The sequence below is a fragment of the Mucilaginibacter sp. cycad4 genome (assembly GCF_034263275.1).
Lineage (GTDB): Bacteria > Bacteroidota > Bacteroidia > Sphingobacteriales > Sphingobacteriaceae > Mucilaginibacter.
Genome location: NZ_CP139559.1, coordinates 228,091 through 254,515 on the forward strand (window position 1 = coordinate 228,091; position 26,425 = coordinate 254,515).

General features: G+C 42.2%; 24 protein-coding genes. 15 read left to right on the top strand and 9 right to left on the bottom strand.

Annotated features, from left to right (window positions below; all coding sequences use genetic code 11):
* Positions 1–75: 75 nt before the first annotated feature.
* Positions 76–966, top strand: a complete 891-nt coding sequence (locus SNE26_RS01025; protein ID WP_321557540.1) for a pyridoxal-phosphate dependent enzyme — start codon at positions 76–78, stop codon at positions 964–966.
* 83 nt (positions 967–1,049) lie between these two features.
* Here SNE26_RS01025 and SNE26_RS01030 read toward each other — a convergent pair whose 3' ends face one another.
* Positions 1,050–3,149 (bottom strand): PAS domain S-box protein, encoded by a 2,100-nt coding sequence (locus SNE26_RS01030; RefSeq protein ID WP_321557541.1) that lies wholly within the window; start codon positions 3,147–3,149, stop codon positions 1,050–1,052.
* A gap of 497 nt (positions 3,150–3,646) precedes the next feature.
* Here SNE26_RS01030 and lat point away from each other — a divergent pair, with 497 nt between their 5' ends.
* Positions 3,647–4,978, top strand: a complete 1,332-nt coding sequence (lat, locus tag SNE26_RS01035) for an L-lysine 6-transaminase (RefSeq protein ID WP_321557542.1) — start codon at positions 3,647–3,649, stop codon at positions 4,976–4,978.
* Between the two features lie 224 nt (positions 4,979–5,202).
* A complete protein-coding gene (locus SNE26_RS01040) occupies positions 5,203–5,640 on the top strand; it encodes a hypothetical protein (protein ID WP_321557543.1) in 438 nt (145 codons plus the stop codon).
* Positions 5,641–5,742: 102 nt separating this feature from the next.
* Here the strand turns inward: SNE26_RS01040 and bshB1 are convergent, their stop codons facing one another.
* The 3 genes from bshB1 to SNE26_RS01055 are packed head-to-tail and all read right to left on the bottom strand — an operon-like array spanning position 5,743 to position 7,607.
* A complete protein-coding gene (bshB1, locus tag SNE26_RS01045; protein WP_321557544.1) occupies positions 5,743–6,468 on the bottom strand; it encodes a bacillithiol biosynthesis deacetylase BshB1 in 726 nt (241 codons plus the stop codon).
* A 13-nt stretch (positions 6,469–6,481) separates the two neighbouring features.
* Positions 6,482–6,988 carry a glutathione peroxidase gene (locus SNE26_RS01050; RefSeq protein ID WP_321557545.1) on the bottom strand — a complete coding sequence of 169 codons (507 nt, stop codon included), beginning with the start codon at positions 6,986–6,988 and terminating at the stop codon, positions 6,482–6,484.
* A gap of 4 nt (positions 6,989–6,992) precedes the next feature.
* Positions 6,993–7,607 carry a DUF4294 domain-containing protein gene (locus SNE26_RS01055; protein WP_321557546.1) on the bottom strand — a complete coding sequence of 205 codons (615 nt, stop codon included), beginning with the start codon at positions 7,605–7,607 and terminating at the stop codon, positions 6,993–6,995.
* 109 nt (positions 7,608–7,716) lie between these two features.
* Here SNE26_RS01055 and SNE26_RS01060 point away from each other — a divergent pair, with 109 nt between their 5' ends.
* The 9 genes from SNE26_RS01060 to SNE26_RS01100 all read left to right on the top strand — a co-directional run bounded on the left by SNE26_RS01060 (position 7,717) and on the right by SNE26_RS01100 (position 17,989).
* Positions 7,717–9,939: a bifunctional (p)ppGpp synthetase/guanosine-3',5'-bis(diphosphate) 3'-pyrophosphohydrolase gene (locus SNE26_RS01060; protein ID WP_321557547.1), complete on the top strand. Its 2,223-nt coding sequence runs from the start codon at positions 7,717–7,719 to the stop codon at positions 9,937–9,939.
* A gap of 171 nt (positions 9,940–10,110) precedes the next feature.
* Positions 10,111–10,578, top strand: coding sequence for a transcriptional repressor (locus SNE26_RS01065; RefSeq protein ID WP_121231377.1), 468 nt, complete (start codon positions 10,111–10,113; stop codon positions 10,576–10,578).
* Positions 10,579–10,582: 4 nt separating this feature from the next.
* Positions 10,583–10,876, top strand: a complete 294-nt coding sequence (locus tag SNE26_RS01070; protein ID WP_321557548.1) for a hypothetical protein — start codon at positions 10,583–10,585, stop codon at positions 10,874–10,876.
* Positions 10,831–11,460 (top strand): nucleotidyl transferase AbiEii/AbiGii toxin family protein, encoded by a 630-nt coding sequence (locus SNE26_RS01075; protein WP_321557549.1) that lies wholly within the window; start codon positions 10,831–10,833, stop codon positions 11,458–11,460. The genes SNE26_RS01070 and SNE26_RS01075 overlap by 46 nt, the downstream gene beginning before the upstream one ends.
* Positions 11,460–12,737 carry an adenylosuccinate synthase gene (locus SNE26_RS01080; RefSeq protein ID WP_321557550.1) on the top strand — a complete coding sequence of 426 codons (1,278 nt, stop codon included), beginning with the start codon at positions 11,460–11,462 and terminating at the stop codon, positions 12,735–12,737. Before SNE26_RS01075 ends, SNE26_RS01080 begins: the two co-directional genes overlap by 1 nt.
* 180 nt (positions 12,738–12,917) lie before the next feature.
* Entirely contained in the window at positions 12,918–14,180 is a 1,263-nt protein-coding gene (locus tag SNE26_RS01085; RefSeq protein ID WP_321557551.1) for an anthranilate synthase component I family protein, read from the top strand.
* 129 nt (positions 14,181–14,309) lie between these two features.
* Complete coding sequence (locus SNE26_RS01090; protein ID WP_321554927.1) at positions 14,310–14,690, top strand: hypothetical protein; 381 nt, start codon at positions 14,310–14,312, stop codon at positions 14,688–14,690.
* Positions 14,691–14,719: 29 nt separating this feature from the next.
* Positions 14,720–15,595, top strand: a complete 876-nt coding sequence (locus tag SNE26_RS01095) for an IS3 family transposase (RefSeq protein WP_321554928.1) — start codon at positions 14,720–14,722, stop codon at positions 15,593–15,595.
* Between the two features lie 435 nt (positions 15,596–16,030).
* Positions 16,031–17,989: a M1 family metallopeptidase gene (locus SNE26_RS01100; RefSeq protein WP_321557552.1), complete on the top strand. Its 1,959-nt coding sequence runs from the start codon at positions 16,031–16,033 to the stop codon at positions 17,987–17,989.
* A 353-nt stretch (positions 17,990–18,342) separates the two neighbouring features.
* Here the strand turns inward: SNE26_RS01100 and fmt are convergent, their stop codons facing one another.
* Together fmt and SNE26_RS01110 are read right to left on the bottom strand one after the other, a co-directional pair.
* Entirely contained in the window at positions 18,343–19,260 is a 918-nt protein-coding gene (fmt, locus tag SNE26_RS01105; protein ID WP_321557553.1) for a methionyl-tRNA formyltransferase, read from the bottom strand.
* Positions 19,261–19,293: 33 nt separating this feature from the next.
* Positions 19,294–20,340: a DUF1343 domain-containing protein gene (locus SNE26_RS01110; protein WP_321557554.1), complete on the bottom strand. Its 1,047-nt coding sequence runs from the start codon at positions 20,338–20,340 to the stop codon at positions 19,294–19,296.
* Between the two features lie 349 nt (positions 20,341–20,689).
* On the opposite strand from SNE26_RS01110, the gene SNE26_RS01115 reads away from it, so the two are divergent.
* The 3 genes from SNE26_RS01115 to SNE26_RS01125 all read left to right on the top strand — a co-directional run bounded on the left by SNE26_RS01115 (position 20,690) and on the right by SNE26_RS01125 (position 23,308).
* Positions 20,690–21,841, top strand: a complete 1,152-nt coding sequence (locus SNE26_RS01115; protein WP_321557555.1) for an FtsX-like permease family protein — start codon at positions 20,690–20,692, stop codon at positions 21,839–21,841.
* 121 nt (positions 21,842–21,962) lie between these two features.
* Positions 21,963–22,364: a hypothetical protein gene (locus SNE26_RS01120; RefSeq protein WP_321555051.1), complete on the top strand. Its 402-nt coding sequence runs from the start codon at positions 21,963–21,965 to the stop codon at positions 22,362–22,364.
* Positions 22,365–22,372: 8 nt separating this feature from the next.
* Positions 22,373–23,308: an IS3 family transposase gene (locus tag SNE26_RS01125; RefSeq protein ID WP_321554647.1), complete on the top strand. Its 936-nt coding sequence runs from the start codon at positions 22,373–22,375 to the stop codon at positions 23,306–23,308.
* Positions 23,309–23,482: 174 nt separating this feature from the next.
* Here SNE26_RS01125 and SNE26_RS01130 read toward each other — a convergent pair whose 3' ends face one another.
* From SNE26_RS01130 to SNE26_RS01140, 3 genes are read right to left on the bottom strand one after another with little or no spacing between them, the layout of a single operon-like run.
* Positions 23,483–24,229 (bottom strand): outer membrane beta-barrel protein, encoded by a 747-nt coding sequence (locus SNE26_RS01130; protein ID WP_321557556.1) that lies wholly within the window; start codon positions 24,227–24,229, stop codon positions 23,483–23,485.
* Complete coding sequence (locus SNE26_RS01135; protein ID WP_321557557.1) at positions 24,226–25,746, bottom strand: hypothetical protein; 1,521 nt, start codon at positions 25,744–25,746, stop codon at positions 24,226–24,228. Before SNE26_RS01135 ends, SNE26_RS01130 begins: the two co-directional genes overlap by 4 nt.
* Entirely contained in the window at positions 25,739–26,293 is a 555-nt protein-coding gene (locus tag SNE26_RS01140; RefSeq protein WP_090528126.1) for an RNA polymerase sigma factor, read from the bottom strand. Before SNE26_RS01140 ends, SNE26_RS01135 begins: the two co-directional genes overlap by 8 nt.
* Positions 26,294–26,425: the final 132 nt, after the last annotated feature.

Genomic DNA, 26,425 nt, shown 5'->3' on the forward strand with positions numbered 1-26,425 from the left:
TTGAGGCGCAAAAGTAATCGTTTTTTATGGTAGGTTAAACGTAATATTGCAATAGCATTAACGCTGTATTATTTTATGAACATCGATCTTGAAATTTTTAGCCCGGTACAGCAAATCAGCAACCCCATGTTTGATGCTCGCGGCGTAAAAGTTTTCATCAAGCGCGATGACCTCATCCATCCCATGATATCGGGCAATAAGTGGCGCAAGCTTAAATACGTGCTTAAACAGGCCCAATCTGCACAAAAAACACACCTTGTAACTTTTGGCGGCGCTTACTCCAACCACCTGATGGCTACGGCTGCTGCAGCGGCGAAGTTTGGCTTTAAAGCCACAGGTATTGTACGCGGCGAGGAGGTTGATAACGACACCCTGTTTTTATGCCGCCTGCATGGTATGAACCTCCAATTTACGGATCGCAACAGCTATCGTGATAAATCCACCCTGTTCAATGAGTATTTTGGTAATGATGACCAGGCTTTTTTTATTGATGAAGGGGGCGCATCTGCCGAAGGGGCAAAAGGTTGCAGCGAGCTGGTTAACGAGTTAACAGAAAGCTATGATCATATTTTTTGTGCCTGCGGTACCGGTACAACAGCAGCAGGCATCATTAACGGTTTAAGCGATCATCAGCTTAAAACAAAATTCAGCGCGGTGCCGGTGTTTAAAAACGGAGGTTTTATTAAGGAGGAAATAGACCGGTTTTTAACTGCCCCGGCAGATTATAAGATACATACCGATTATCACTTTGGCGGCTACGGCAAGGCCAATGACGAGCTTATTAGCTTTATTAAGCAATTTGTAGCCGCGACAGGCATATTGATAGAGCCTGTATATACCGGTAAAATGATGTATGCCTTATATGATTTGATAAATAAAGGAGATTTTAAGCCCGGGAGCAAAATCCTGGCTATTCATAGCGGTGGTATTTGGGGGTTGTTGGGAATGAAGGAAAAATTTAAATAACACTAATTAATCAACACTAATTGCACGAATGAGTTCGAATTTTCGCGAACCCCAATAATTCGTTTTAATTGCTTAATAATATGCTAAGCATTCGTGTATATGTTTATTGGGATTTCAAAATGGAAGGTTGACCCTTCGCCGTAAGTGCTTTCAACCCAAAGCCTGCCCTGGTGACGGTTAACTATTTCCTGGCAAATGTACAGGCCTATCCCTAATCCCGACATGTGAGAGGCAAGGTTCTCAACGCGATAAAAGCGCGAAAAAACACGTTCCAGCTGATCGGGCTGGATCCCGATGCCAAAATCCTGTACCGACACCCTGAATTTATTGTTGATAACAACGGCCCCGATGATCACCTTATCTGCCTTTGGCGAATATTTAACGGCATTGGTTACCAGGTTAATGACAACCTGCTCAATACGCTGGCTATCGGCGTGGATCATTAATTCCCCGGCAGGTAAATTTAAAAGGAGCTGATGGGAGGGATCGGTTTGTTGCAGGATCTCCCTCAATTCGGTAAGCAGTTTGATCACATCAAAATTGGCATAAGTAAAAGGCAGTTTACCGGTCTGGATTTTGGTGACATCAAGCAAATCTGATATCAGGGTGGTTAATTTGCCTACCTGTTCCAATGCCCTGTTGGCCAGTACTTTACTTTTATCATCCGGGGCAAGGTTACGGGCAATGATTTGCAGGTACCCCTTTAAACTGGTGACCGGTGTTTTGAGCTCATGGCTTGCAAGTCCTATAAACTCATCCTTTTTTTCATTAAGCTCTTTAATGTTTTCGTAAAGTTTGGCATTATCAAGTGCTACCGCCGCCTGGGCCGCAACAGCCAAAACAAGTTGCTCGTGTTCCCTGGTAAACCTGGCCGGTTGTTCATGTCCAAAAAATAACCCCCCAATCACCTCGCCCGATTTGCCCCTTACCGGAACCGCCAGGTAGCTTACTACCGGCAGGTGCCCTTTAGGCTGGCCAAAATGTGGTGCATTTTTTCCGTAACGCGGGTCTTTGGTAATATCATCAACCCGTACCGTTCCCTCACCGCTGAAAGTGGGGTGAAAAACTGCCGTATTGCGTGGCATACCAAATTTTTCAAATGCCTCGCGCGGCGCCCCCGAAAGAGTGAACAGCATGTATGATTCGCCCTGCTCGTTAACTTGGTTATGGAAAAATGCACCAAACTGCGCACCACACAGTTGGGTGGTGGCATCAGTAACTTTTTGCAGGATGCTTTGAATATCCAGTTCGGCCGAAATAACCTGCCCTATGGAGTTTAAGATCTCCAGGCGTTCGGCATACTGCTGCAACCTGTCTTCGGCTTTTTTTTGCCTGCCTATGTCACGTATTATTTTTGAAGCCCCGATTACCTTATTAGCCCTGTTTCTTATGGGTGATATGGTAAGTGAAATTTGTATTTCTTCGCCGCTTTTTGTTTTACGTATGGTTTCAAAATGTTCTATCCGTTCGTTGGCCCGTATTTTATTAATGATCATTTCTTCTTCATCATAGCGGTCTTCCGGTATCAAAACCGTGATGTGTTTACCGATGATCTCATCTTCGGTATAACCAAATAAACGTTGGGCTGCGCCGTTCCAGCTGGTAATTACACCATCAAGGTTTTTACTTACAATGGCATCTTCTGATGATTCAATGATAGATGCCAGCATCCCTTGCTTTGATTCGGCATTTTTTTGTTCAGTAATATCTATCAGGGTATTGGCGGCGCCTGCCAGTTCGCCATTTTCATTAAAACGGGGCTTAGGATTAGATAATATATAGCTTTTACTTCCATTGGGACGTTTAATAAGTATTTCCTGCTGCTTTATAGCTTTGCCATATTTTAACACTTTACCCGTTGGTGTTTCATCAGGAGTCAGCAGTATCCCGTCGGAGGTAAATATCTCCCAGTTTATATACCACTTGTCTTTATTAACTTCAGGCGTTTTGCCCCAAAGCGTTACTGCTGCTTTGTTAAATGAGGTTATATAGCCCTCTTTATCGCAGGTATAAACTGCAACGGGCAGGTCTTCAAGTAAATCCCAGTCGGCATTATGGTTAAATGTTACTTTTTGGACCGGTTTTGAGTGACTGGCAGATAATGGCTCTTCTCCCATGGTTATATACTCCTCTTTGGTGGTATCTGCTACTAATTTAATATTAAAATAATCAACCCATGTCAAATTAATTAAAAAGAAAATATCTGTTGAGATCGGGCTGCGCAATTTATGAGAAATCGTTTTTAAAAAGTGTTTAACTATCAGAGGAGGATGGATAAGAAATTTTCACACAAATTTTTCCGAATTAATCGAATTACACGAATTTCAAATCAACATCAATAAAAAATTCGTATAATTTGATTAATTGTGGCCGATTTGAAAATCAATTCGTGTAAAAATTTTTCACTCCCATTTATTCAAAGGTATGATCTTTTAAAGGTGATCCCCCGGGTTTGATTTAAGCGGATACAGTATCGTGTTTAATTATTGTCGGGTGGTAAAGTAGTTTTCGTCTGTCTTTTTTTATAAATATTTTCATAAAAACAGGTGTACCGGTTTTGAGTTTGGTACAAAAAGTAACTTTAAACAATTTAAAGTTACTTTTTTGTCAATCGGTTCAAAAACCGCCTAAATTTTGATTTTAGGCGGTTTTTACTAAATTTGTAATAAACCAAATTAATATGTACAACCTACTTGTTTCTCCGCAGGATGTCCAGGCATCGCTTCAAAAGCATGTACTGGCCGATGGATTCGACCTCACTTTTGATATGGAAAAAAGTAAGGGTGTTTATATTTATGATGCAAAATATAACCGCACGCTGCTTGACTTTTTTACCTGCTTTGCTTCGGTACCTTTGGGCTATAACCATCCCAAAATGCTGAATGATGAAGAGTTTAAGAAAAACCTCATGCTTGCGGCTTTAACCAATCCTTCAAATTCGGATATATACACTACGCAATACGCCCAGTTTGTTGAAACATTTGACAGGATAGGGATCCCTGAATATTTGCCGCATGCTTTTTTTATTGCAGGTGGCGCGCTGGCTATTGAAAACGCCCTGAAAGTAGCAATGGACTGGAAGGTGCAGAAAAATTTTGCCAGGGGATATACCAAAGAAAAAGGCTTTAAGGTGTTGCACTTTGAACATGCTTTTCACGGTCGCTCAGGTTATACGCTGAGCCTTACCAATACCTTGCCTAATAAAACCAAGTGGTTTGCCAAGTTTGACTGGCCGCGGGTATCTGTACCTTATATGAATTTCCCTTACAGCGATGCCAACCATGAAGACCTGCTAAGGAGGGAGCAACTCTCGGTGGCACAGATCAGGAAAGCATTTGAAGATAATAAGGATGATATATGTGCTATAATAATTGAGCCTGTACAATCAGAAGGCGGCGATAACCATGTACGCAAAGAGTTTTTAGAGAAGCTGCGTGAGCTTGCTAATGAGTACGAAGCATTGCTGGTATATGATGAGGTACAGACCGGAGTGGGTTTAACAGGCAAATTCTGGTGCCATGAACACTTTGGTGAAAAGGCACGCCCGGATATTCTTGCCTTTGGTAAAAAGATGCAGGTTTGCGGGATATTGGCCGGCAGGCGCATTGATGAGGTTGAAGATAACGTGTTTAAAGTATCATCGCGCATAAACTCAACCTGGGGGGGCAGTTTGGTTGATATGGTGCGCTCGTCAAAAATAATGGAGATTATTGAGGAGGATAACCTTTGCGATAACGCAGCAGCGATGGGAGAATACCTGCAAAACGGCTTAAGTGAAATTGCCGAACAGCACCCTGTTATCAGTAATGTGCGGGGGAAAGGATTGCTTACTGCCTTTGATTTCCCGGACAAAGCAATAAGGGACAGCTTTATTAAAAAAGGTTTTGATAATAATATTATGTACCTTGGCTGCGGCGAAAGGAGCGTGCGTTTCCGCCCTGCGCTGATCATTGAAAAAAGCCACATTGATATAGGCCTTGATATGCTTGAACAGCTTTCGGTCACTTTATAACACAGGAAATAAAGAAAATTAATCCCGGCTACAGCTAAATCCGCTCATGAAACGGATGAAATTAACTAATATTTAATAAGGTAAAATCGACATCTATTATTTTCAAAAATGGAAAGATATTAATATACGCTACTTTTTTTCCAAAATACGCTATATTTTTTGTTATTATTCCGATTAGATTTGTTGCAACCCTATTAAAGTAACTTAGTTCTATTTCAAGCACCATGAGCAAACACATAGAGAAATTAAAGAAACAACTGGTTGAAGTAGCCGAGGTTGTAAACTCATTCAAATCTGAAGCCGTGCAGGTTCGAATAATTGACCGTTTACTGGAAGTTATGATCGAATCGGAGAAAGTAGATGCCGAGGGTGTTGAAATGTTTGGTAAAAAAGTAAGGAAATTGCGCATTGAGGAAGAAGGCGGAGGTGTTTCAGGACGTAAAAAGCCTGGTGCAACCAAAATACTTAATCAACTGTTAAATACAGATTTTTTTGATACTCAGCGTTCTATTTCATCAATTGCCAATTACTGTAAAGAGCAGTATGACTCTGACTTTAAAACATCCGAACTTTCAGGTATCCTCTTAAAATTAGCTAATGAAAATAAGCTTAGAAGAGAGCGAAGCAATGAAAATAATCGCTTTGAATATATTAAAGCATAAGTATCATCATACTTGCTTAAATAAAGAAGGAGCCTGAAAATCAGGCTCCTTCTTTATTTAGGATAAATTTAATTATATATAACTTATAGTTAAGTATAATTATTATTTAAGGTTAAATAAATTATCTACTCCTAAAATTTTTCTACTGGTGAAGCCCTCTGCATACTTTACCTGGATGCTTTTGCCAAACTCGCGTGCGCGGCCTGTAACTATTTCAATAAAATCGGGAGTTGAAATATAGGTTTGGGGTTCACCTTCCCAGCTTGGATTATAAAACTGCGACCCGTAAGCATAAATACTCTCTATCTTCTTATCCCAGTGTTCGGTTACATCAATTAATATATCAGGGGTTATATAATTATCCTGTATAAAATGAAGCACCATGTCTGGCCGCCATGCTTCCTGTGGTATGCCATTGCTATCAAATGTTTCTATTTTGCGAAGGCCCGCTAAAAATGCCGAGGCTTCAACAAGTTCATTTGCCCGGCCGTGGTCAGGATGACGGTCATGGTAAGCATTGGTTATTACAATGGAAGGGCGAAATTTGCGGATAGCTTCAATAACTTTTACCTGGTGCCCGCGCGTGTTTTCAAAAAAGGCATCGGGCAGGCCAAGGTTTTCACGTACGGCTAAACCTAATATTTCGGCAGCGGCAGCGGCTTCCTGTTTACGGATCTCGGCCGAGCCGCGGGTACCCAGCTCGCCGCGGGTAAGGTCAACAATGCCAACTTTATAGCCAAGGGCAATATGTTTTGAAATTGTACCTGAACAACCTAATTCAGCATCATCAGGATGTACCGATAAAACTAAGATATCTAATTTAAGCATGCGCAAAAGTAATTCATTGGTTAGTTGCCGCTGTCAGCAGGCGGTCAATCTTTCGCCTGATCTTTGATGAGTTGGGTTTGGTAAAAGGGTAGTAAAAATCAACCACATGCCCATTCCTATCAATCAAAAATTTGTGAAAATTCCAGCGGGGAACCGACCGAATATTTCCATTCTCCTTTTTATCGGCAAAAAATTGATACAAAGGATTGGCGTATGGGCCGCGTACCCTTATTTTTTCAAATATGGGATAGTTGGCCCCGTAGTTTTCACAAAAAACAGCAATAGCCTCGCCATCTAAAGGCTCCTGGCCGCCAAAATCATTTGAAGGGAATGCAAGGATTTCAAAGTCCTTGCCGGCAAGCCCGGCTTTTAAAGCTGCAAGTTCTTTTAGCTGAGGCGTAAAGCCGCATTGTGATGCCGTGTTTACAATTAAAAGAACTTTGTTTTTATATTTTGAAAGACTGATCTCTTCACCGTTTAACGTTGTAATGTTAAACCGGTAAATACTTTTGTTATCCATTAAACTAATTGCTGTATGAATTATACCCGGCCTGGTTTAATATAGCCTCGATATCCTTCTGTTCTTCAGGGTCGTAGGTTTCTTTGAGATTATGACCGAATATGCTGGCTACCGACTGGAACATGAAAGCCTTAAAGCCGCCTTTTAATTCTTTAACCATAGCAAAGCTGGTTTGCCCGGTTTCGCGGTCAATAAGCTTAATTAAAACCTCTCCCTGACTAATTGTCAGGTTTTTGATTTCTTTATTGAACAGGTTTTTTATTTCACCCTCACAGGTGCTTACTAATTCTTTTTGTTTTTTCCTGTCGGCAGTAACAGCCAGGTCGCGCTGTAACTGGCGGTACCTTTGCCCTGCAAAACGTGCGTAAGGCAGTACTTTCATTACATTATAACGCAAACGACGGTAGTTTAGCCTGTCGGCTTCGCTTGCAAAAATACGGGTATCTACAATTTTAACCTCTGGCTCAACTATCCATGGCACAAGCTCGCCGTCAAGGTTGGTCATGGCCGTTTTGATGGTATCATTTTTGCCAAGCATTACAGGAGCAGGCGTAGCTGTTTGGGCCTTTGCAGTACCCATTAAGCAACATAACAGCAACGTAAAACCAATAAATTTCATATTTTTACTTAATACAAAAATAATGTAATTTTTTTTGGTATTTTACTAATACCTGCAATAATATTTATTTGCTGCATGTTTAAGATTAAATACCACTAATACCCCGTACATGAAAGATTTAGTGATTGACCTGGAAGCCGAGAAGAACGAGATACTAAAAAGATACCGTGCCCTGTTGCGTGCCTGTAAATCAACCCTGCAAAAGGGCGATAAGCGTATGATACGCAAGGCATTTGATATGGCCCTTGAAAGCCATAAGGATATGCGCCGTAAAAGCGGCGAACCCTATATATACCATCCTATTGCCGTTGCCCAGATTGCTGCCGAAGAAATTGGCCTGGGCACTACCTCAATAGTGTGTGCCCTGCTGCATGATGTGGTTGAAGATACCAACATGACGCTTGATGAAATTGAGATGGAGTTTGGTAAAAAGGTGGCCAAAATTATTGATGGCCTTACCAAAATATCAGGCGTATTTGATACCAACAGCTCATTGCAGGCCGAAAACTTCCGTAAAATGCTGCTTACCCTTGCCGATGATGTAAGGGTGATACTGATTAAGCTGGCCGACAGGCTGCATAACATGCGTACCATGGAGTTTATGCCCAGGGACAAGCAGCTTAAACTATCGTCAGAAACGGTTTACCTGTATGCGCCCCTTGCACACCGCCTGGGTTTGTACGCCATAAAATCTGAACTGGAAGACCTTTCCATGAAATACATGGAGCGTGAAACTTACCAGTTCATCAAAAATAAGCTGAACGAAAAGAAGGCCGAACGTGAGCGTTTCATCCGCGATTTTATCGAGCCTATCAATAAATCGTTACAAAGCCAGGGGCTTGAGGCTGATACATTTGGCAGGCCCAAATCTATCCATTCCATCTGGAATAAGATGAAAAAGAAGTCGATACCCTTTGAAGAGGTATATGATCTTTTCGCTATCCGGATTATATTGGATAGCTCCCCTGAAACTGAAAAGGCCGACTGCTGGAAAGCTTACTCCATAGTAACCGACAAATACCGTCCCAACCCCGACAGGTTGCGCGACTGGATCTCATCACCCAAGGCCAATGGTTATGAATCGTTGCATACCACCGTAATGGGCCCGCGGGGGCAGTGGGTTGAAGTACAGATCCGTACCAAACGCATGAACGAAATTGCCGAGAAGGGGTTTGCCGCACACTGGAAATATAAAGAGGCCAGTACAGACAGCGGCCTTGACCAATGGGTGCACAAGGTACGCGAGATGCTCAAAAACCCGGATACCAACGCGCTCGATTTCATCGACGATTTTAAGATGAACCTCTTTAGTGATGAGATCTTCATTTTTACCCCTAAAGGCGCGCTCATCCAATTGCCGTTGAATGCTACAGCGCTCGACTTCGCCTTCGAGATCCATACCGATGTAGGCGCAAGCTGTATCGGCGCCAAGGTAAACCACAAGCTGGTGCCACTAAGCTATAAGCTCCAAAACGGCGACCAGGTAGAGATCATTACCTCGGGCAAACAAACCCCTAAGGAAGACTGGCTTAATTTTGTAGTTACTGCCAAGGCTAAGGCTAAAATCAAGTCGGCTTTAAAAGAAGAGAAACGCAAGATTGCCGAGGATGGCAAAGAGATCCTGGAGCGTAAAATGAAATCGCTTAAGATCACCTACAACTCCGAAAATCTGCAAAAGATCAGCTACTTTTTTAAACTGCAGGCCACCCAGGACCTTTTTTACAATGTCGCCAAAGGCATAATTGACATGAAGGACCTGAAAGAGTACCAGGCATCCGAAAAAGTAATTGACAATAAGCCACAGGATAAAATAGACCAGGAGCAGGTTCAAAACCTCATTAAAAATATCAAGGCCAAAGACAGTGATATCCTGCTCATTGGGGAGGATATGCAAAAGATTGATTATAAGCTGGCCAATTGTTGTAACCCTATTCCCGGCGATGATGTTTTTGGCTTTGTTACCGTGAGCGATGGGATCAAGATCCACCGTACCAATTGCCCTAATGCGGCTAAATTAATGGCCAACTATGGTTACAGGATAGTAAAAGCCCGCTGGACAAATCAGCAGGAGCTTGCTTTCCTTACCGGCCTGCGCATTACCGGTATCGATGAGGTTGGGTTGATCAACAAGCTCACCACTGTAATTTCAAATGATTTTAAAATAAATATCAGGTCTATTACAGTTGATAGCGATAATGGTATATTTGAAGGGTCGCTGATGTTGTATGTTAATGATACCAGCCACCTCGACACCCTGATTAAAAACCTAAAACAAGTAAAAGGCGTAACCGCGGTTAACCGTTTTGATTCGGCTATTGAGAAAGCGTCGTGAAAATAGAAGCAAGAAGTCAAGAATCAAGAGACAAGAAATGAGCTTAAGAATCAAAGAACAGGGCAGATCAATTTTTCTGGTCTTGATTTCTGATCTCTTGATTCCTGGTTCTTGACTTCCTGATTCTTTTCCATAATTTATTAATAACTTTGCCCCCGTTAATACATCATTATGTCACAGCAGGATACCATACCAATGGTTAAAAAAATTTTTGAGGCTTACCTCGAAAATAAAAACCTCAGGAAAACCCCTGAACGTTTTGCTATACTCGAAGAGATATATTCCCGTACAGATCACTTTGATGTGGAGTCGTTGTACATCCACATGAAAAATAAAAAATATCGTGTAAGCCGTGCAACCGTTTACAACACGCTCGAACTATTGGTTTCGTGCGATTTGGTTACCAAACACCAGTTTGGCAAAAATATGGCCCAGTTCGAAAAATCATACGGCTACAAGCAGCATGACCACATCATCTGTATCGACTGCGGCAAGGTAGTTGAGTTTTGTGATCCACGCATTCAGCAGATCCAGAGTATGATGGGCGATATATTGAAATTTGACATCAAACACCACTCTTTAAATCTTTATGGTAATTGTACCAAATTAAGAGAGGGGCATTGCGATAGAAGAGTATAAAATCATGGACAAACCTATTTTAAGCAAGCAGGCATTTTGGGATGTTGATATGGATAGTATCGACTATCAGAAACATGCGCGCTATGTTATTGAAAAGGTTGTTGATCGTGGCTCATTTGATGACTTTATTGAAATGAGAAAATTTTATGGAGATAAAAAAATCCGGAAAGAAATAGTCAATGCCAAATGGATTGGCGATAAAGAGATTTATTTTTGCTGCGCGATTTTTAATCTTGAACCTAACGACTTTAAATGCTTTATAAAGAAACAGTTGAACCCTCAACTTTGGGTTTACTGACCGAGTTAATGGCTCTGCCGGAACTGAAGCAATTCAGACTGGTTGGGGGTACAGCATTATCTTTACTTTTAGGTCATCGTACTTCTATAGACCTTGATTTGTTTACCGATGAACCATTTGATAGTGATCTAATCGCCAATACACTATCTGAAAACTATTCCCAATTTACTGCTAAAGAAAAAAAAGGCTCCCGCTTATACTTCACTTATATAAATAACGTAAAAGTAGATTTTGTACATACGTTTGAAAAGTTCACTTTTGCCAATAATATAATTGAAGATATAAGATTTGCATCTTTGGAGGAAATTATTGCGCTGAAACTAAATGCGATAGCTGGCCGGGGAGCAAAAAAAGATTTTTGGGATCTTCATGAATTATTAAACGTTTTCACCTTTGATGAGATGTTTTCATTTTATCAAAAGCGATATCCTAATAATTCAACAATGATGATCCTAAAATCCATCACTTACTTTGTTGAAGCTGATTTAGATGCCGACCCGCATAGTTTCAGAAATGTAAAGTGGAGCAAGATTAAAAAAGACATTTTAAAAACATTCAATACATATATACAAAATAAAAATTAATGGCTGTTGACGTATTATTAGGCCTCCAGTGGGGCGATGAAGGAAAAGGAAAAATTGTTGATGTGCTTAGTGCAGGTTATGACCTGATTGCACGTTTCCAGGGTGGACCAAATGCTGGTCACACTTTGGAGTTCGACGGTAAAAAGTTTGTTTTAAACACCATTCCTTCAGGTATATTTTTTGAAAACACCATCAACCTTATCGGTAATGGTGTGGTGATTGATCCTATCACCCTGAAGAAAGAACTGGATAAATTAAAAGATGCCGGGCATGACCTGTTAGCTAAAAAGAATCTTTTAATTGCTAAAAAAGCACACCTGATACTGCCAACCCACCAGTTGCTTGATGCCGCTAACGAGAAAAAGATGGGTGAAGGCAAAATTGGTTCAACATTAAAAGGTATTGGTCCAACGTATATGGATAAAACTGGTCGTAACGGTTTACGTATTGGTGATATTACCCTGCCCGATTTTAAAGAACGTTATCAGAAACTGGTTGATAAACACGTATCTATGCTACAGCAGCTTTATGGCGAGGTGGCAGATTTTTCAGAGCGTGAAGCTTTGTTTTTTGAAGCGCTTGACGTTTTACGCCAGTTCCCGCTGGTTGATTCTGAGCATTTGGTTAATAACTATATTAAGGAAGGCAAAAAAGTTTTGGCCGAAGGTGCCCAGGGTGCTATGCTCGATATCGACTTTGGTTCATATCCGTTTGTTACCTCATCAAATACTACCGCTGCAGGCGCTTGTACTGGTTTAGGTATTGCCCCGCAGCAAATTGGTGATGTAATAGGCATTTTTAAAGCATACTGCACCCGTGTTGGTGGTGGCCCGTTCCCAACCGAACTGGAAAATGAAACAGGCGAAGAACTACGCAAGGTTGGTCACGAGTTTGGTGCTACTACAGGCAGGCCCCGCCGCACCGGCTGGATTGACCTGCCGGCTTTAAAATATGCCATTATGCTTAATGGCGTTACCCAATTGGTAATGACCAAGGCCGATGTTTTAAGCGGTTTTGAGAAAATTTATGCTGCTACTCATTATAACTATTTAGGTGAGCAGATTGATTATATGCCTTATGATATCTGCTCGGTAAAACCGGAACCGGTATATAAGGAAATTGATGGCTGGAACGAAGATTTAACCGGTATTACCGAACTGTCTGAGATCCCTGTTAAACTGCAATCATACATTGATTTCCTCGAAGCTGAGCTTGGGGTACCGGTAAAATACCTATCTGTAGGGCCGGACAGGAAACAGACTTTAGTATTGCATTAAAATACAATGCTTGCCCGTGGGGACACGGGCAAGGGGAGGAAAAATGATAAAGGCCGGTGTATCCGGCCTTTATCATTTAATTAAAATTCCCCGGTTCGTGTCCCACGAACCATAATCACAAATGCTAATTGGAAAAATATTAAACCGGCCTTTTTTCATTTACTTGGTTATTTTTGCAGGGTGATAGTACAGGTTAATGATCTGCCGGGATTCAGGAAAAAGGCGTTGCAATGGGCTGCAGCTTTTGATACGCTATGTTACCTCGATTCAAATGGTTTCACCGATCCCTATTCCAAATTTGATACGCTGATTGCTGCAGGAGCACGTGCCAAACTCACTGCAAGTGCAGGCAACGCATTTGATCAGCTTGATCAGTTCAGGAAAAGTAACCCTGGCTGGATAACCGGCTTCCTGGGTTATGACCTTAAAAATGAAATTGAAGCGCTTACGTCCTCCAATCCCGATGGTTTGAAATTTCCCGACCTGTATTTCTTTGTTCCTGAATACCTCGTCTTTATTAAAGGCAATGAGGTGGAAATTATTGCCAATGAGCCACACCTCGTTATAAAAGCCATCAATGAGCAGGAATCATCTGCTGCAGGTCAGCAACTTGCCATCAGCCTAAAGCCACGGTTTAGCAGGCAGGAGTACATTGATACGGTTAATAAAATAAAGGAACATATCAGCCGCGGCGATATTTACGTGACCAACTTTTGCCAGGAGTTTTTTGCAGAGAACGTGCTTCCTGATCCGCTTAACATATTCATGAAACTCAATGAGGTGTCACCCAATCCTTTCTCAACTTTTTTTAAATGGAATGGAAACTACATTCTCGGCGCCTCACCCGAACGCTTTTTGGCTAAACGCGGAAGTAAACTCATCTCGCAACCCATAAAAGGTACGGCTAAGAGGATGGATGATATTGAAGCCGATGAACAGGCCAAACAAGGCCTGCGCAGCCATCCCAAAGAACTGCAGGAAAACGTAATGGTTGTTGACCTGGTGAGAAATGATTTAACCAGATCGGCCAAACCAGGTACGGTTAAAACCGAAGAGCTGTTTGGCATTTACAGTTTTAAGCAGGTACACCAGATGATCTCGACCGTGGTTTGTGAAATACAGGAGGGCTTATCAAATGTACAGGCTATCAAAAACACATTCCCCATGGGCAGCATGACCGGAGCACCCAAGGTTAGCTGCATGCAATTAATGGAACAATACGAGCGTAGCAAGCGAGGGGTGTATTCAGGTGCAATAGGCTATTTTAGTCCCGATGGTGATTTTGATTTTAATGTGGTGATCCGGTCGTTGCTTTATAATTCCTCAAACAAATACCTTTCGTTTCACGCAGGTGGGGCTATTACTTACCACGCCACTGCCGAAAATGAATATGAAGAATGTTTATTGAAAGCTGCTGCCGTGATGGAGGTTTTGGGCGGATAACAGTTTTCTCCGTAGATACGCATCACCATTATTGGCGCAAGTGTTGAGCGATGGCCCGTGTACATGCTCACTTGTGCCTGCTGACAGCCTGTCTTGTCCTAAAATAGGTTTACACAACAGTAAACAAAAATGGAAAGATATTCAAAAGTGTATGGCAGCAAATGGCAAAGCCAGTACAGCGAGGAGTTTAAGCGTAAAGTTTGTCAAGAATATTTAGAAGGTCAGGAAAGCCGAACAACGATTGAAAGGAAATACAAATTAGGCAATAGCCGTATTGCGTTTTGGCTCAAATCATTCGGATTGGAGATGAAGAAAACAATTTATGTATCTTCGAATGATATGCCAACCAAGAAAGATCAGGATGTCCCGGCCGAAAACAGCGCATCAATTAAGTTATTAAAAAAGCAACTTGAAGATGCATTGCTGGAGAAGGAGCTTTATCGTAAAATGATAGAAGTGGCCGAAAGAGATCTTAAGATCAATATCCGAAAAAAGTCCGATACCAAGTAATCCGTGAGATTAAAGACAGCTACCCTGGGATGAGCCTGGTGAAGTGCTGTTGTTTACTTGGAGTTACCCGGCAGGCCTATTACCAGCATTTTTGGGAGACAGAAGCGATAAGCTTTGAGCAGGAAATATTATTAAATGAGGTCCGGGCAATAAGGGCCATACATCCGATTATTGGCGGTAAAAAACTCTATGTTTTGCTGCAGCCTTTTTTGCTTGAGCACCGGATAAAAATGGGCAGGGATGCGCTTTTTGATCTGCTTGCTGCTCACTACTTGTTAGTTAGAAAGAAAAGGCGGCGCATACATACTACTCAATCTTTTCATTGGCTAAGAAAATATCCTAATTGCATAAGAGAAATTATTCCGACTAAAGTGAACGAAATATGGGTGTCAGATATCACTTACTACAGGACAAAGAAGGGATTCGTTTATATCAGTTTTATAACGGATGCCTATAGTAAAAAGATCGTCGGCTATCATGCCGCTGATACACTGGATGCAGTTCACACACTTAGTGCTTTACAAATGGCCATTAAAGAAAGTGACCAGCCTTTGACTGGCTTAATACATCATTCAGACAGAGGTGTTCAGTACTGTAGCTATGATTATGTAAAGCTATTACAGGACAATGAAATAATCATCAGCATGACCGAAAACGGAGACCCTTTAGAGAACGCAGTAGCGGAACGGATAAATGGAATAATGAAACAGGAGTACCTGGAACATCATATACTTAATGATAAAAACCAGGTTATGGAACTTTTAGCTAAGTCTGTAAACACTTATAATAAGCTAAGGCCTCACATGAGTTGCAATATGCTTACACCTGAGATCGTACATCAAAATAACCTATCTGTACAGCGAAATTGGAAAAGTTATTATAATTCAAAAAATGTCAATCTGTAAACCTATTTTAGGACTAATCAATAATGTAAACCTATAGCAGGATTAATCAATTAAACTGTAAACTTATTTTAGGACGATACAGCCCAAGTCTCCAAACGCGCATTCCTCCGCTCAAGACTTGCGCTAAAGAGTGCATTATTGGCGCAAGTGTTGAGCGATGGCCCGTGTACATGCTCACTTGTGCCTGCAGATAGCACAAGTCTCCAAACGCGCATTTCTCCGCTCAAGACTTGCGCTAAAGAGTGCAGCAGTTTTCTTCGTAGAGACGCATCACATGCGTCTTCCGTATGCAAATTACGAATAAATTAATTTGTCTGATACTTTGTCCTATGGGAGCCGCATGTAATGCGCCTCTACAAAACACGTTTTACAGATCATCAACTTTTGTTATATTGAGCAGTAAAAATTTCAAATCCCCGTTTATTAATTATTAATATGTTAAAACCCCTACAAAACATAAAATTCATCATAGCCGGTCTGTTATTATTTATTGCTCACATCACCTCAGCCCAAACAAAATACCGTCCTGCTGATCTGTTCCCAGCCCTGCCCTTACTGCCTCCGGGCAATCCATACCGTACCGCCACCGGCGAACCGGGACCTGCTTACTGGCAAAACAAAGCCGATTATGCAATTGATGTAGCTCTTGACGATAAAACCAATGTAATTACCGGCACTGCTACCATTACCTACACCAACAATAGCCCGAAGACACTTTCTGCCTTGTGGTTACAATTGGAGCAAAATGTATTTAAAAAAGATTCGCGGGGGATCCAATCCAAATTGTTCCTTTACCAGGATCCTGAAAAAACTACTCCCGACGGCGGGTACCAGGTAGAAGGTGTACGGCTTGCAGGCAATAAAAGCGGGAATATTAAATATCATATTTATGATACCCACATGCAGCTTGAACTTTCACAGCCCCTTTTAAGCGGGCAGGCCATAAGCTTTAGCATCCGCTATCGGTATAACTTCCCGGTAAATTATAAAAATGCCGATTTCCTGGTTAATCGAACCGATATCCTCCCAACCAAAAACGGCAATATTTATGCAGTAGCACAATGGTACCCCAGGATGTGCGTGTTAGATGACATAGAAGGATGGAACACGCTACCTTATTTGGGCAATGGTGAGTTTTACCTCGAGTATGGCAATTTCAGGGTTAACATCACAGTGCCTGCAGGCCTTCTTGTTGAAAGCTCGGGCGATTTACTTAATCCTGAAGAAGTGCTAACGCCATCTGCATTAAAGCGCTGGCAAGCAGCCAAACAAAGTGATTTACCCGTGCAGATCCGCACGGCAAAGGAAGTAACCGATCCGTCGTCGAGACCTGCTAAAACAACCTGTACATGGAAGTTTAAACTGGATAATGCCCGTGATTTTGCCTGGACTGCCTCGCGTTCATTTGTTTGGGAGGCTTTGAGTTTTAAGCTTGTTGATGGTAAAAGGATAATGGGCAGCTCATTATACCCCATTGAATCGGAGAAGCAAAACAGCTGGAAGCGTTCGTCAGAATATATCAAATTTACTTTGCAGCATTTTTCGGAGAAATGGTTCCCATACCCTTATAATAAAGCGGTTAACGTAGCCTCAAACCTTGATGGCATGGAGTATCCTGGTATGGTTTTTTGTTCGGCAAAAGACACCGGCAATATGTACTTTGCAGTAGTAAATCATGAACTTGGGCATACCTGGTTCCCGATGGTTGTGGGCAGCAATGAGCGCAAATACGCCTGGATGGACGAAGGGTTTAATATGTTCATTGATAAAATAGCTGCCAAAGTTTTTAACAAGGGTGAATTTATAGGTTATACGGAGATCGACAGTCCGCTTGATTCCCTGTTTTCAGAAAAGTTATTGCCTATCGTTACCCGGCCCGATGCTTTGCCTGGTAACCAGGTATATCCGTTGCAGTATCAAAAGGTGGCTTATTCCTTAGCACTTTTGCGAAACCAGATTTTAGGTCAGGAGCGCTTTGACCGTGCCTTCAGAAAATACATTCGTGATTGGGCCTATAAACATCCAACCCCATGGGACTTTTTTAGGAGTATGGATAGTTCGGCCGGTGAAGACCTGACCTGGTTCTGGAAATCGATGTTTCTGGAAAATTATCGTCTCGATCAAAAGATAACCAAAGTGGAAAGTTCGGTTGGTGCTCAACCCAACATCACCATTGAAAATATGGATAAAGCTGCCATGCCGCTAATAGTTGAAATAACCTATGCCGATGGCTCAACAGAACATCGTGAATTCCCGGTTGAAATTTGGGAGTATAGCAGCGTTTATACTTTTACCGGTGATAAAAAAGCAGCTGTTGTAAAAGTTGCTATTGATCCGGATAAGGTCTATCCGGATGTGGATAGGAGCAATAATGGTTATGAGGTGAAAAAGTAAACTGTTTTCATGTAGAAAACGAAGAGCACGCTGACTCATTCTTCATCACGTGATTGCGAGTTTTAAATCCGGCTGGCTCTGAAGGAAAGATAACATATGCCTATCGTCATGCCGAATTTATTTCGGCACCCCATAGGACAGGTAACCGCTTTGCTTGGTATGGCCGCTTAGCGAGTGAGGTGCTGAAACAAGTTTTGTCCCATCAGGGCCTCTCGTTGAGGACCCTGATGTACTGCGAGGATTCTCTTACAATTTAACTCCCCTCAAAAAATCCTCAATATCCATACGTTTCTTGCCTTTTCTGTCCCATCAGGGTCTCTCGAAGAGGACCCTGATGTTCTGCGAGGGGGTTCTTACAACTTCACGCCCCTCAAAAAATCCTCAATACCCATCCGTTTCTTGCCTTCTAATTGAATGTCTTTTAGCAATACAAAACCATCCTTAGCGGCAAATTTCAGATAGGTTTTATTGTCGGTTAAAAAGCCGCCGGGTTGTATGGCTGGTTCTGATAATTGATATTCAGATGCATAAACCTTCAGGCTTTTGCCATTAAGCTCGGTATAAGCGGTTGGCACCGGGCTCAGGCCGCGAATTTTGTTATAAATAGACAAGGCCGGCTGTGTCCAGTCAATCCGGCAATCATCCTTAAAAATCTTTGGTGCGTGTTTTAATTCTGTTCCTTCAGCTAATTGCGATTGCGGGTGTTCGTTGTAACGGCCGCTTTCAACCGCTTTAACTGTTTTTACCAATAATCCGGCACCTTTGTTCATCAGGCGGTCATGCAGTTCGCCGGCATCTTCATGGCCTGTAAGGGTTATTTTTTCGGTAAACAGGATGTTACCGGTATCAATATCATGTTTTAAAAAGAAGGTAGTAACGCCGCTTTCCTTTTCGCCGTTAATCAGCGCCCAGTTAATTGGCGCGGCGCCGCGGTATTGAGGCAACAAGGAGGCGTGTAAATTTATAGTGCCTTTGGCAGGCATATTCCAAACAGCTTCGGGCAGCATCCTGAAGGCTACTACAACCTGCAGATCGGCTTTCAAGGCTTTTAATTCGGCAATAAAGTTTTCATTCTTAAGTTTTTCGGGTTGGAGCACTTTTAAACCATTAGCTACAGCATATTGTTTAACAGCCGATTCACTAACTTTTTGCCCCCTTCCGGCCGGTTTATCAGGCGCTGTAACAACAGCAACGATATCACTGCCGGCTTTAATTAAAGCGTCTAACGAGGCAACGGCAAACTGGGGGGTCCCCATAAATATAATTCTCATAGTATGTTTAGGTATTAGATGTGCTTTATTTTGTTATTCGTATAGTAAATATTTTTTGCGTGTGGCTTTAAACTTAGTTAGTCCGGGTTGCCAGCCGGCACGGATCTCTTCTTCGGTTTTGCCGGTTTCAATTTGTTTCCTTAGTTCGGCTGTACCTGTAAGCTTTATAAAATAGGCATTAAAGAAATGGTCCTTGTCGGGGAAGGCGTTATATAACTCCAGGAGCCATTTCAAATTAATAACACCTGTACCGGTGATATCAGTTGGCGGAATATTTTGCAGATTGATGCCAAAACATTCCTGGTCTTTCTGCGGTGGGTTCTCGCTCATACCCGGGATACTTTTTGGCGTGAACGAAAAACTGTATTTCCCCTTCAGCGCCGGGTGCCCCAGCACGGCAAAGGGGAAGAGTGTACCCCTGCCCAGGCTAAATGTTGTGCCTTCAAATAAGCAGGTACTCGGATATAATAAAATCGATATAGGCGTATTTAAGTTGGGCGAAGGGTTTACGGGTAAGGTATAAGGCAAATTATGTTTATAATTAGCCACTTTAATGATCTTCAGCTTGCATTTAACCCCATTTTTTAACCAGCCTTCACCGTTTATCATTTGGGCGTATTCGCCAATAGTCATACCATGGGCAATAGGGATAGGGTGCATGCCCACAAATGAGCGGTTAACCGTATCCAGGATTGGGCCGTCAATTAAATAACCGTTGGGGTTTGGGCGGTCAAATATCATGAGCTCTACATTGTTTTCGGCACAGGCCTCCATTAAATAATGCAGGGTTGAGATATAAGTGTAAAAGCGTACGCCAACATCCTGTATATCAAATATCATGAGGTCGATGCCCTTCAAATCAGCAGGGGTTGGTTTGTAATGCTTGTTACCGTACAGCGATATTACAGATAAACCGGTTTTAGGGTCTTTAGTGTCGCCAACGGTAGCGCCGTTGCTGGCATTGCCCCTGAAACCATGCTCAGGGCCGAAGATTTTTTTTACGCTTACCCCTAAATGCACCAAACTATCTACACTGGCAGTTAAATTTTTACCAATAACCGAAGTTTGATTAATAACCATCCCTATATTTTTCCCCTTAAGATAGTTAATATATTGCGAAACTTGATCGGCCCCGGGAATAATGGGGCTGTTTTTTTTGTTTTTTTGGATGGATGCCGTCTTGCAGCTTTTACAATCAGTTGCCTGGCTGCATGCCGTGTTTGCAAGTAAAACTGTTATAAGGGCAAATCGTAAAAAAGCACAAATCTTATTCATAAAATATTGAGTTGAAACAATTTTAAAAGTAGCAGGTTTAACAGCAAAACCGCATATTTGCGAAGGTACAAAAAATCAGTCTGCATTGAGTTTCGCCTCCTTTATATCAGCCCGTATAACATTTAAATCAAAACGCACATTTTCAAAACTGATAGTGCGTATTGCAATTATAGGCATTATGCTGGGCCTTGGTGTAATGATACTGTCACTTGCTATCGTTAAAGGGTTTAAACACGAAATCCGCAATAAAGTTCGTGGCTTTGCCGGCGATATCCGTGTAGTAAAGTTCGACCTGAATAACTCTTACCAAAGTTCCTCATTTCCTGCTGATAGCGAATTTGTTAAGCGCGCGCTCAAAAGCCCGTTTATTACCCATGTAATGCCGGTGGCTACCAAACCGGGCATTGTTAAGGCCAATAACGAAATTGAAGGTGTGGTACTTAAGGGCGTTGACAAAAACTACGACTGGAGCTACTTTAAAAAAATGATGGTTGCCGGCGAGGTGATCAGTTTTGCCGATTCGGTTGAGGCGCAAAAGGAGATCATGATTTCCCAAACAACGGCCGACAGGCTTAAACTGAAAGTAGGGGATAAGCTGCTGATGTATTTTGTGCAGGAGCCATTGCGTAAACGCCAGTTTAAAATAAAAGGCATTTTTAACATCGGGGTTGAAGAGGTTGATAAAACCTTTGTAATCGGTGCCTTATCGCTCATTAACCGCCTTAACGACTGGAAGCCGAACGAGATAGGCCAGTATGAACTACGCGTAGCCGATTTTGATCATATCAATGAAGCTGCCTATGCGCTCGAGACTGTTTTGCCTGTAAAATTGAAAGAGTATACCATTGAAGAAGATTATCCTACCATATTTGAATGGCTCAACCTGCTCGATGTTAATTCGATAGTGATGCTGGTATTGATGGTAGCGGTTGCCGTAATCAATATGATATCGGCCTTGCTGATCATGATCCTTGAACGAACCGCTATGATTGGGATGCTCAAAGCCATGGGGGCATCCAACTGGGCTATCCGCAAAATCTTCCTGATCAATGCCAGCTACCTGATAGGGTTAGGACTGCTGCTGGGTAATTTACTGGGAATAGGCCTGGGATATTTCCAGATGTACACGCATTTTTTCCAATTGGACCAGGCTTCCTATTATATGACCTTTGTGCCTGTTGAGTTTAATGTTTTTGATATTGTTGCCCTCAATATTGGCACGCTGATCATTTGTCTGCTGGTCCTTATCATTCCATCAACGCTGGTAAGCAGGATCTCGCCGGTAAAGGCTATCCAGTTTAAATAAGTTTAACCAGCCTGGTTATAATCAAATGGCTGACAGGAGGCACCTACGGAGCCTGGTTTCATTTGATTTTTCCTATAAACATTGTCTTGTCCTGAAATGAGTTTACACAAAAATAAACTACATGGAAAAGATCATTATTGATGGAAAAGGACATTATTCACTTGAATTTAAGCATTCAGTTATCAAAGAGTATTTGGCTGGCAGTGTTAGTCAAAAGGCGTTGTTGAGGAAATATGATATCAAGATACATAGTGGCATAACGCGTTGGATGCAGAAGTTAGGTTATGCAGAAGTTTCGGAAAAAGACAGATATTTGTCATCAGTAAAACCACTATCCTTGCCCGCAAAGAAGCCCCATAAAGATCCGCCTACAGGTGCCTTGTCGCAAGAACAACAACGCATCAAAGAACTCGAACGTCAGCTTGAAGATGAGCAGCTTCGCAGTGAAATGTACAAGCGTATGATCGAGATTGCTGAACGTGATCTTAATATTCCTATCCGAAAAAAGTCGGATACCAAGTGATCCATGAGATGAAAGACATGTATACAAGGATCAGCCTTGTACGATTATGTCGGTTACTTGGTATTACCCGCCAGGCCTATTATCAGCACTTTTGGCAACAAGAAGCATCTGGAATAGAGGATACACTTATATTGCAGGAGGTTGTCAGCATTCGCCAAGACCACCGGGCAATGGGTGGCAGGAAGCTTTATGAAAAGCTGCACCCTTTTTTGCTTGATCATGGCATTAAAATGGGACGGGATGCACTGTTCGACCTGTTGTCAGCTAATGGACTGTTAGTAAAGAAACGCCGCAGGCGGCATGTGACGACCTGGTCGGGTCACCGGTTCAACAGATGGCCGAATATCATACGCAGCCTGGAGGTCGTCAGGCCTAACCAACTGTGGGTAAGCGATATCACCTACTGGAAAGTAAAAGAAGAACATTTGTACATCAGTTTGATAACGGACGCTTATTCGCACAAAGTAGTTGGCTATCATTTGGCTGATACCTTAGAAACGATCGAAACGATACAGGCCTTGAAAATGGCTTTAAAAGACCTGCCTGAACAATTGCCGGAGGCACTTATACATCACTCGGACCGGGGAGTGCAATATTGCACAGAAAGCTATGTAAAGCTATTACAGGACAGATACATCAAGATCAGTATGACCGAGAACGGTGACCCATTAGAGAATGCCGTTGCTGAACGAATGAACGGCATTCTTAAAGAAGAATATCTTAAGCATCACCGGCCTGAGAATAAGCAACAAGCAAAACAATTACTGGATAGAGCTATCGAGTTGTATAACAAACACCGGCCACACTTCAGTATCGGTCTGCTAACGCCCCAACATGTGCATGATAAAAGCTTGCTACCTCAAAAATTGTGGAAGAACTATTATCGCAAAAACACTAACATTGTAAACGTATCACAGGACATCACTACACTTGTAAATACATAACAGGACTATCTCATAAAATGTAAACTTTTTTTAGGACGAGACACATGTTACTCCTACGGAGTTGTGATCTGAAATTTTTCAAACTCCGTAGGAGTAACATGTTTATAGCCTTTTTTAATGGAAACATTGGCTCCGGAGGTGCCTCCTGTTTCTTTATTGCGACGTTAAGTTAATTTACAACAACCTGTAGCTTAATCCCAACCTAAAATATTCACTATGCGCGTTAAACGAGGCATCACCTACCATGTCTTTCATATAATTGCTAACTCCGTGGGCAAAGCTTGCATTTAAGCCATAGCGGCCGTAACTGGCCGCCGCGCCAAGGCGTAACCGAACATCGGCTGGGGCTTTGCTTCTTTTGTAGTCAACTTTATAAATCTTGCCTTCTTTGTCTTTTACCTCGCCCTTATCCCTGGTATCCAATATCAGACCGATGTCCATCCCCGGTAAAATATCAAGTTTAACTTTGTTAAGCCGAAAGCGATAGCCGATATACGGATTAAAATTAATACTTTGATTTTGTAAAGCAACATGGCCCGTTACCGCGAAGCTTGCGTCGTTGGCTATTATATTGTATTCCGTTGGATTAAGAATGATCGGTGTATATTTATTAACTTCGGCTTTGCTCCTTAATAATTCATAACCACCCTGCAGCCCAACTATAAACCCGCCTTTTGATACCGTTTGAACCTGGATGCCGCCGCCGTAACTAAAGCCATTTTTGCTGCCATATGGGTTATTGGCACGGTTCATCGGATCGCCGGTGGTTGAGCCCTGTAATACCTGGGTGGTAGCTGTTGCTGACTTACCTGCAAAATGAAATAAGCCGGTGTTGGCCTGTACAGAAACTTCTAATTTTTGGGCGCAGAGCTGCAGCCCGCTAAGCATTAACGGGGTAAGGATAACAAGGTACTTTTTCATTTTTTATGTGTTGTAAAGTTCAGTTTCAGGTTTAAACCGCCTGCTCCAAATTTTATCTGCTGTGAGCCAAGGCCGTCAAGCGGGTATTTCAAAAATGGTTCAATAATTAGCTTGTTGCTTTTACCCAGGGGATAGCCAATACCAAATGCCACATTCAGGGTTTTGGCAAAATAAAAGCTATTGAAGCTTTTGTGCGTTGTTTCATCGGATGTTTGCGGCTGTACACCGGCAGCCTGCGCCAGTCCCGGGTAACTGTAACTTGCTGTGTAGGCTTCATTAATAAAGGTGCCCGAACTTAAACCGGCAGAAATATAAGTATCATTTTTTTGCGGATTAAATTCATACTTAAGGTTAACAGGGATGTCAAGACCGATGAGGTTAGCACTGTAGTTTTTAAATGAAGGTGTGGACGATACTTTACTAAAATCGGCCATTGTATTATAGGCTGTGCTTAATGATGGCGAAAATGACACCGCAGCCGCACCATTTGAGGGTTGACTTTTATTATAATTAAGTGTGTTTTGGGCCAAGGCCAAACCTGTTGAAAGTTTGAGGTTTTTGCTCAGCTTAATATCCGATGTAAAGCCGGCACCGGCATTTACCTGGTTTTGGCTACCCTTGGCATAGTTAAAGAATGTAGCAGCGTAAACACTGAATTTTACCCTGCGCTCGTTTACTTCCATATCAGGTTTTTTAGGCTGCTCCTGATCACTGGCAAGCAAAGATTCCATAGAGTTGATCTTTGGCTTAACTTTTACTACCGATGGAACAGCAGGCGGGGTTGCAGTAACAGGTTTGGTATTTGCCGGAGGCTGTACAACAGGGTTATTAGCATATTGCTGCGTATTGGTTTGCTGCAATACAGATTTTACACTATCAGCTTTTTTAGCCGGAGTTGCATTGATTATGCCGTTATTAGCCGGTTGAACGGTAGGAGATATGCCGGTTTTGGCAATTCCATTAACAGGGTTTGCACTTACAGGATTTGCAGGCACAGGTGTAAACGCGGGTACGGTTGTTGCCGGTTGATTTACGATTACATTGCCCGCCGGTTTATTTAAAGCGCTATTTTTTGCAAGTACATTTGATTTATTTGCCGGGGTGTTGCCGGCGGGGTTCAGTTTTGTTGCCGAAGATTGGGTGTTATTGTTGCCTGCAAGGTTTGTTGCAGGTGATTGCTTAGTTGTTACAGGAGGCTGTACCGGGGTAACGTTTTGAACGTTGCTATCTGCAGTGTTGCTTTGCGGCAGCGCAGGTTTTACCGGTTTAGCCGAAAATGTTTGGCCATTATTATTAACATTATTTTTGTTCGATGCTATCCACAAGCCTATACTCAAAAACAACAACAGGACAGCAGCGGCGCTTGCCCACCATAGGTAAACCGGGCGGCGCTGTTTTTCCTGAACAGGGAACCTCTCCCTGAGCAGCAGCCAGCCTTCATCAGCAGTAGTGTCTTCGTAATTATCAAACACTTCCCTGATGCGGTCTCTTAAGTCGTTATCCAACTGGTCATCCATGGTTTTGTGCTTCTTTTCTTAATATACTTCTTAATCTTTCTTTCGCCCTGCTCAGGTAAACGCGCGATGAGCTTACCGGGATGCCGAGCGTTGTGGCTATTTCGTCATGGTCATAGCCGTCTATCTCATACATGTTAAAAATTGTTCGTTGTATAGCCGGGAGCTCAACCATCAGTTTTAAAATATCCTGTACATTTAAATTATCAACCGGCCCCATATTACTCCTGATGGGGGCGGCATTTTCCAATTCAACATTAAGCTGGAATTTAAGGTCTTTGCGCCGGCGGTCGATGGCCGTGTTAACCAAAATGGTGCGGAGCCAGGCTTTAAACGGCTTATCGATGTTGTAGCCGCCAATAGCGTTAAACACTTTTATAAAAGCGTCATTTACAGCTTCAAGGGCATCATCGCGGTTTAAACTGTAACGCAAACTTATACCCATAGCATAGCCATAGAACTGCTTATACAGCAATTCCTGATGTTTTAAGCTGCCTTTTTTGCATTGCCTTACGATCTCTTCTTCGGTAATGCGAGGGGGTGGATGCATTAAATGTACTTAGTTCCGCTAAATGTTGTTTTTAAAGCCTTTACGCAGCAAAAGCGTTAAATGATACAAAATAAAAAAAAATTCTGCCGGGATAATTTGCTGCTGTAATCAAAAAAAGCCGGTACCCTCAAT

What these genes read in the sequence shown, in the direction of transcription:
- SNE26_RS01025 (WP_321557540.1), top strand. Translation starts at nt 76, where the DNA reads ATGAACATCGATCTTGAAATTTTTAGCCCGGTACAGCAAATCAGCAAC.
- SNE26_RS01135 (WP_321557557.1), bottom strand. Translation starts at nt 25,746, where the DNA reads ATGGATGACCAGTTGGATAACGACTTAAGAGACCGCATCAGGGAAGTG.
- SNE26_RS01065 (WP_121231377.1), top strand. Translation starts at nt 10,111, where the DNA reads ATGTCACAGCAGGATACCATACCAATGGTTAAAAAAATTTTTGAGGCT.
- SNE26_RS01130 (WP_321557556.1), bottom strand. Translation starts at nt 24,229, where the DNA reads ATGAAAAAGTACCTTGTTATCCTTACCCCGTTAATGCTTAGCGGGCTG.
- SNE26_RS01140 (WP_090528126.1), bottom strand. Translation starts at nt 26,293, where the DNA reads ATGCATCCACCCCCTCGCATTACCGAAGAAGAGATCGTAAGGCAATGC.
- SNE26_RS01040 (WP_321557543.1), top strand. Translation starts at nt 5,203, where the DNA reads ATGAGCAAACACATAGAGAAATTAAAGAAACAACTGGTTGAAGTAGCC.
- bshB1 (WP_321557544.1), bottom strand. Translation starts at nt 6,468, where the DNA reads ATGCTTAAATTAGATATCTTAGTTTTATCGGTACATCCTGATGATGCT.
- SNE26_RS01080 (WP_321557550.1), top strand. Translation starts at nt 11,460, where the DNA reads ATGGCTGTTGACGTATTATTAGGCCTCCAGTGGGGCGATGAAGGAAAA.
- fmt (WP_321557553.1), bottom strand. Translation starts at nt 19,260, where the DNA reads ATGAGAATTATATTTATGGGGACCCCCCAGTTTGCCGTTGCCTCGTTA.
- SNE26_RS01060 (WP_321557547.1), top strand. Translation starts at nt 7,717, where the DNA reads ATGAAAGATTTAGTGATTGACCTGGAAGCCGAGAAGAACGAGATACTA.
- SNE26_RS01090 (WP_321554927.1), top strand. Translation starts at nt 14,310, where the DNA reads ATGGAAAGATATTCAAAAGTGTATGGCAGCAAATGGCAAAGCCAGTAC.
- SNE26_RS01050 (WP_321557545.1), bottom strand. Translation starts at nt 6,988, where the DNA reads ATGGATAACAAAAGTATTTACCGGTTTAACATTACAACGTTAAACGGT.
- SNE26_RS01055 (WP_321557546.1), bottom strand. Translation starts at nt 7,607, where the DNA reads ATGAAATTTATTGGTTTTACGTTGCTGTTATGTTGCTTAATGGGTACT.
- SNE26_RS01075 (WP_321557549.1), top strand. Translation starts at nt 10,831, where the DNA reads ATGCTTTATAAAGAAACAGTTGAACCCTCAACTTTGGGTTTACTGACC.
- SNE26_RS01110 (WP_321557554.1), bottom strand. Translation starts at nt 20,340, where the DNA reads ATGGTTATTAATCAAACTTCGGTTATTGGTAAAAATTTAACTGCCAGT.
- SNE26_RS01070 (WP_321557548.1), top strand. Translation starts at nt 10,583, where the DNA reads ATGGACAAACCTATTTTAAGCAAGCAGGCATTTTGGGATGTTGATATG.
- lat (WP_321557542.1), top strand. Translation starts at nt 3,647, where the DNA reads ATGTACAACCTACTTGTTTCTCCGCAGGATGTCCAGGCATCGCTTCAA.
- SNE26_RS01125 (WP_321554647.1), top strand. Translation starts at nt 22,373, where the DNA reads ATGAAAGACATGTATACAAGGATCAGCCTTGTACGATTATGTCGGTTA.
- SNE26_RS01095 (WP_321554928.1), top strand. Translation starts at nt 14,720, where the DNA reads ATGAGCCTGGTGAAGTGCTGTTGTTTACTTGGAGTTACCCGGCAGGCC.
- SNE26_RS01120 (WP_321555051.1), top strand. Translation starts at nt 21,963, where the DNA reads ATGGAAAAGATCATTATTGATGGAAAAGGACATTATTCACTTGAATTT.
- SNE26_RS01100 (WP_321557552.1), top strand. Translation starts at nt 16,031, where the DNA reads ATGTTAAAACCCCTACAAAACATAAAATTCATCATAGCCGGTCTGTTA.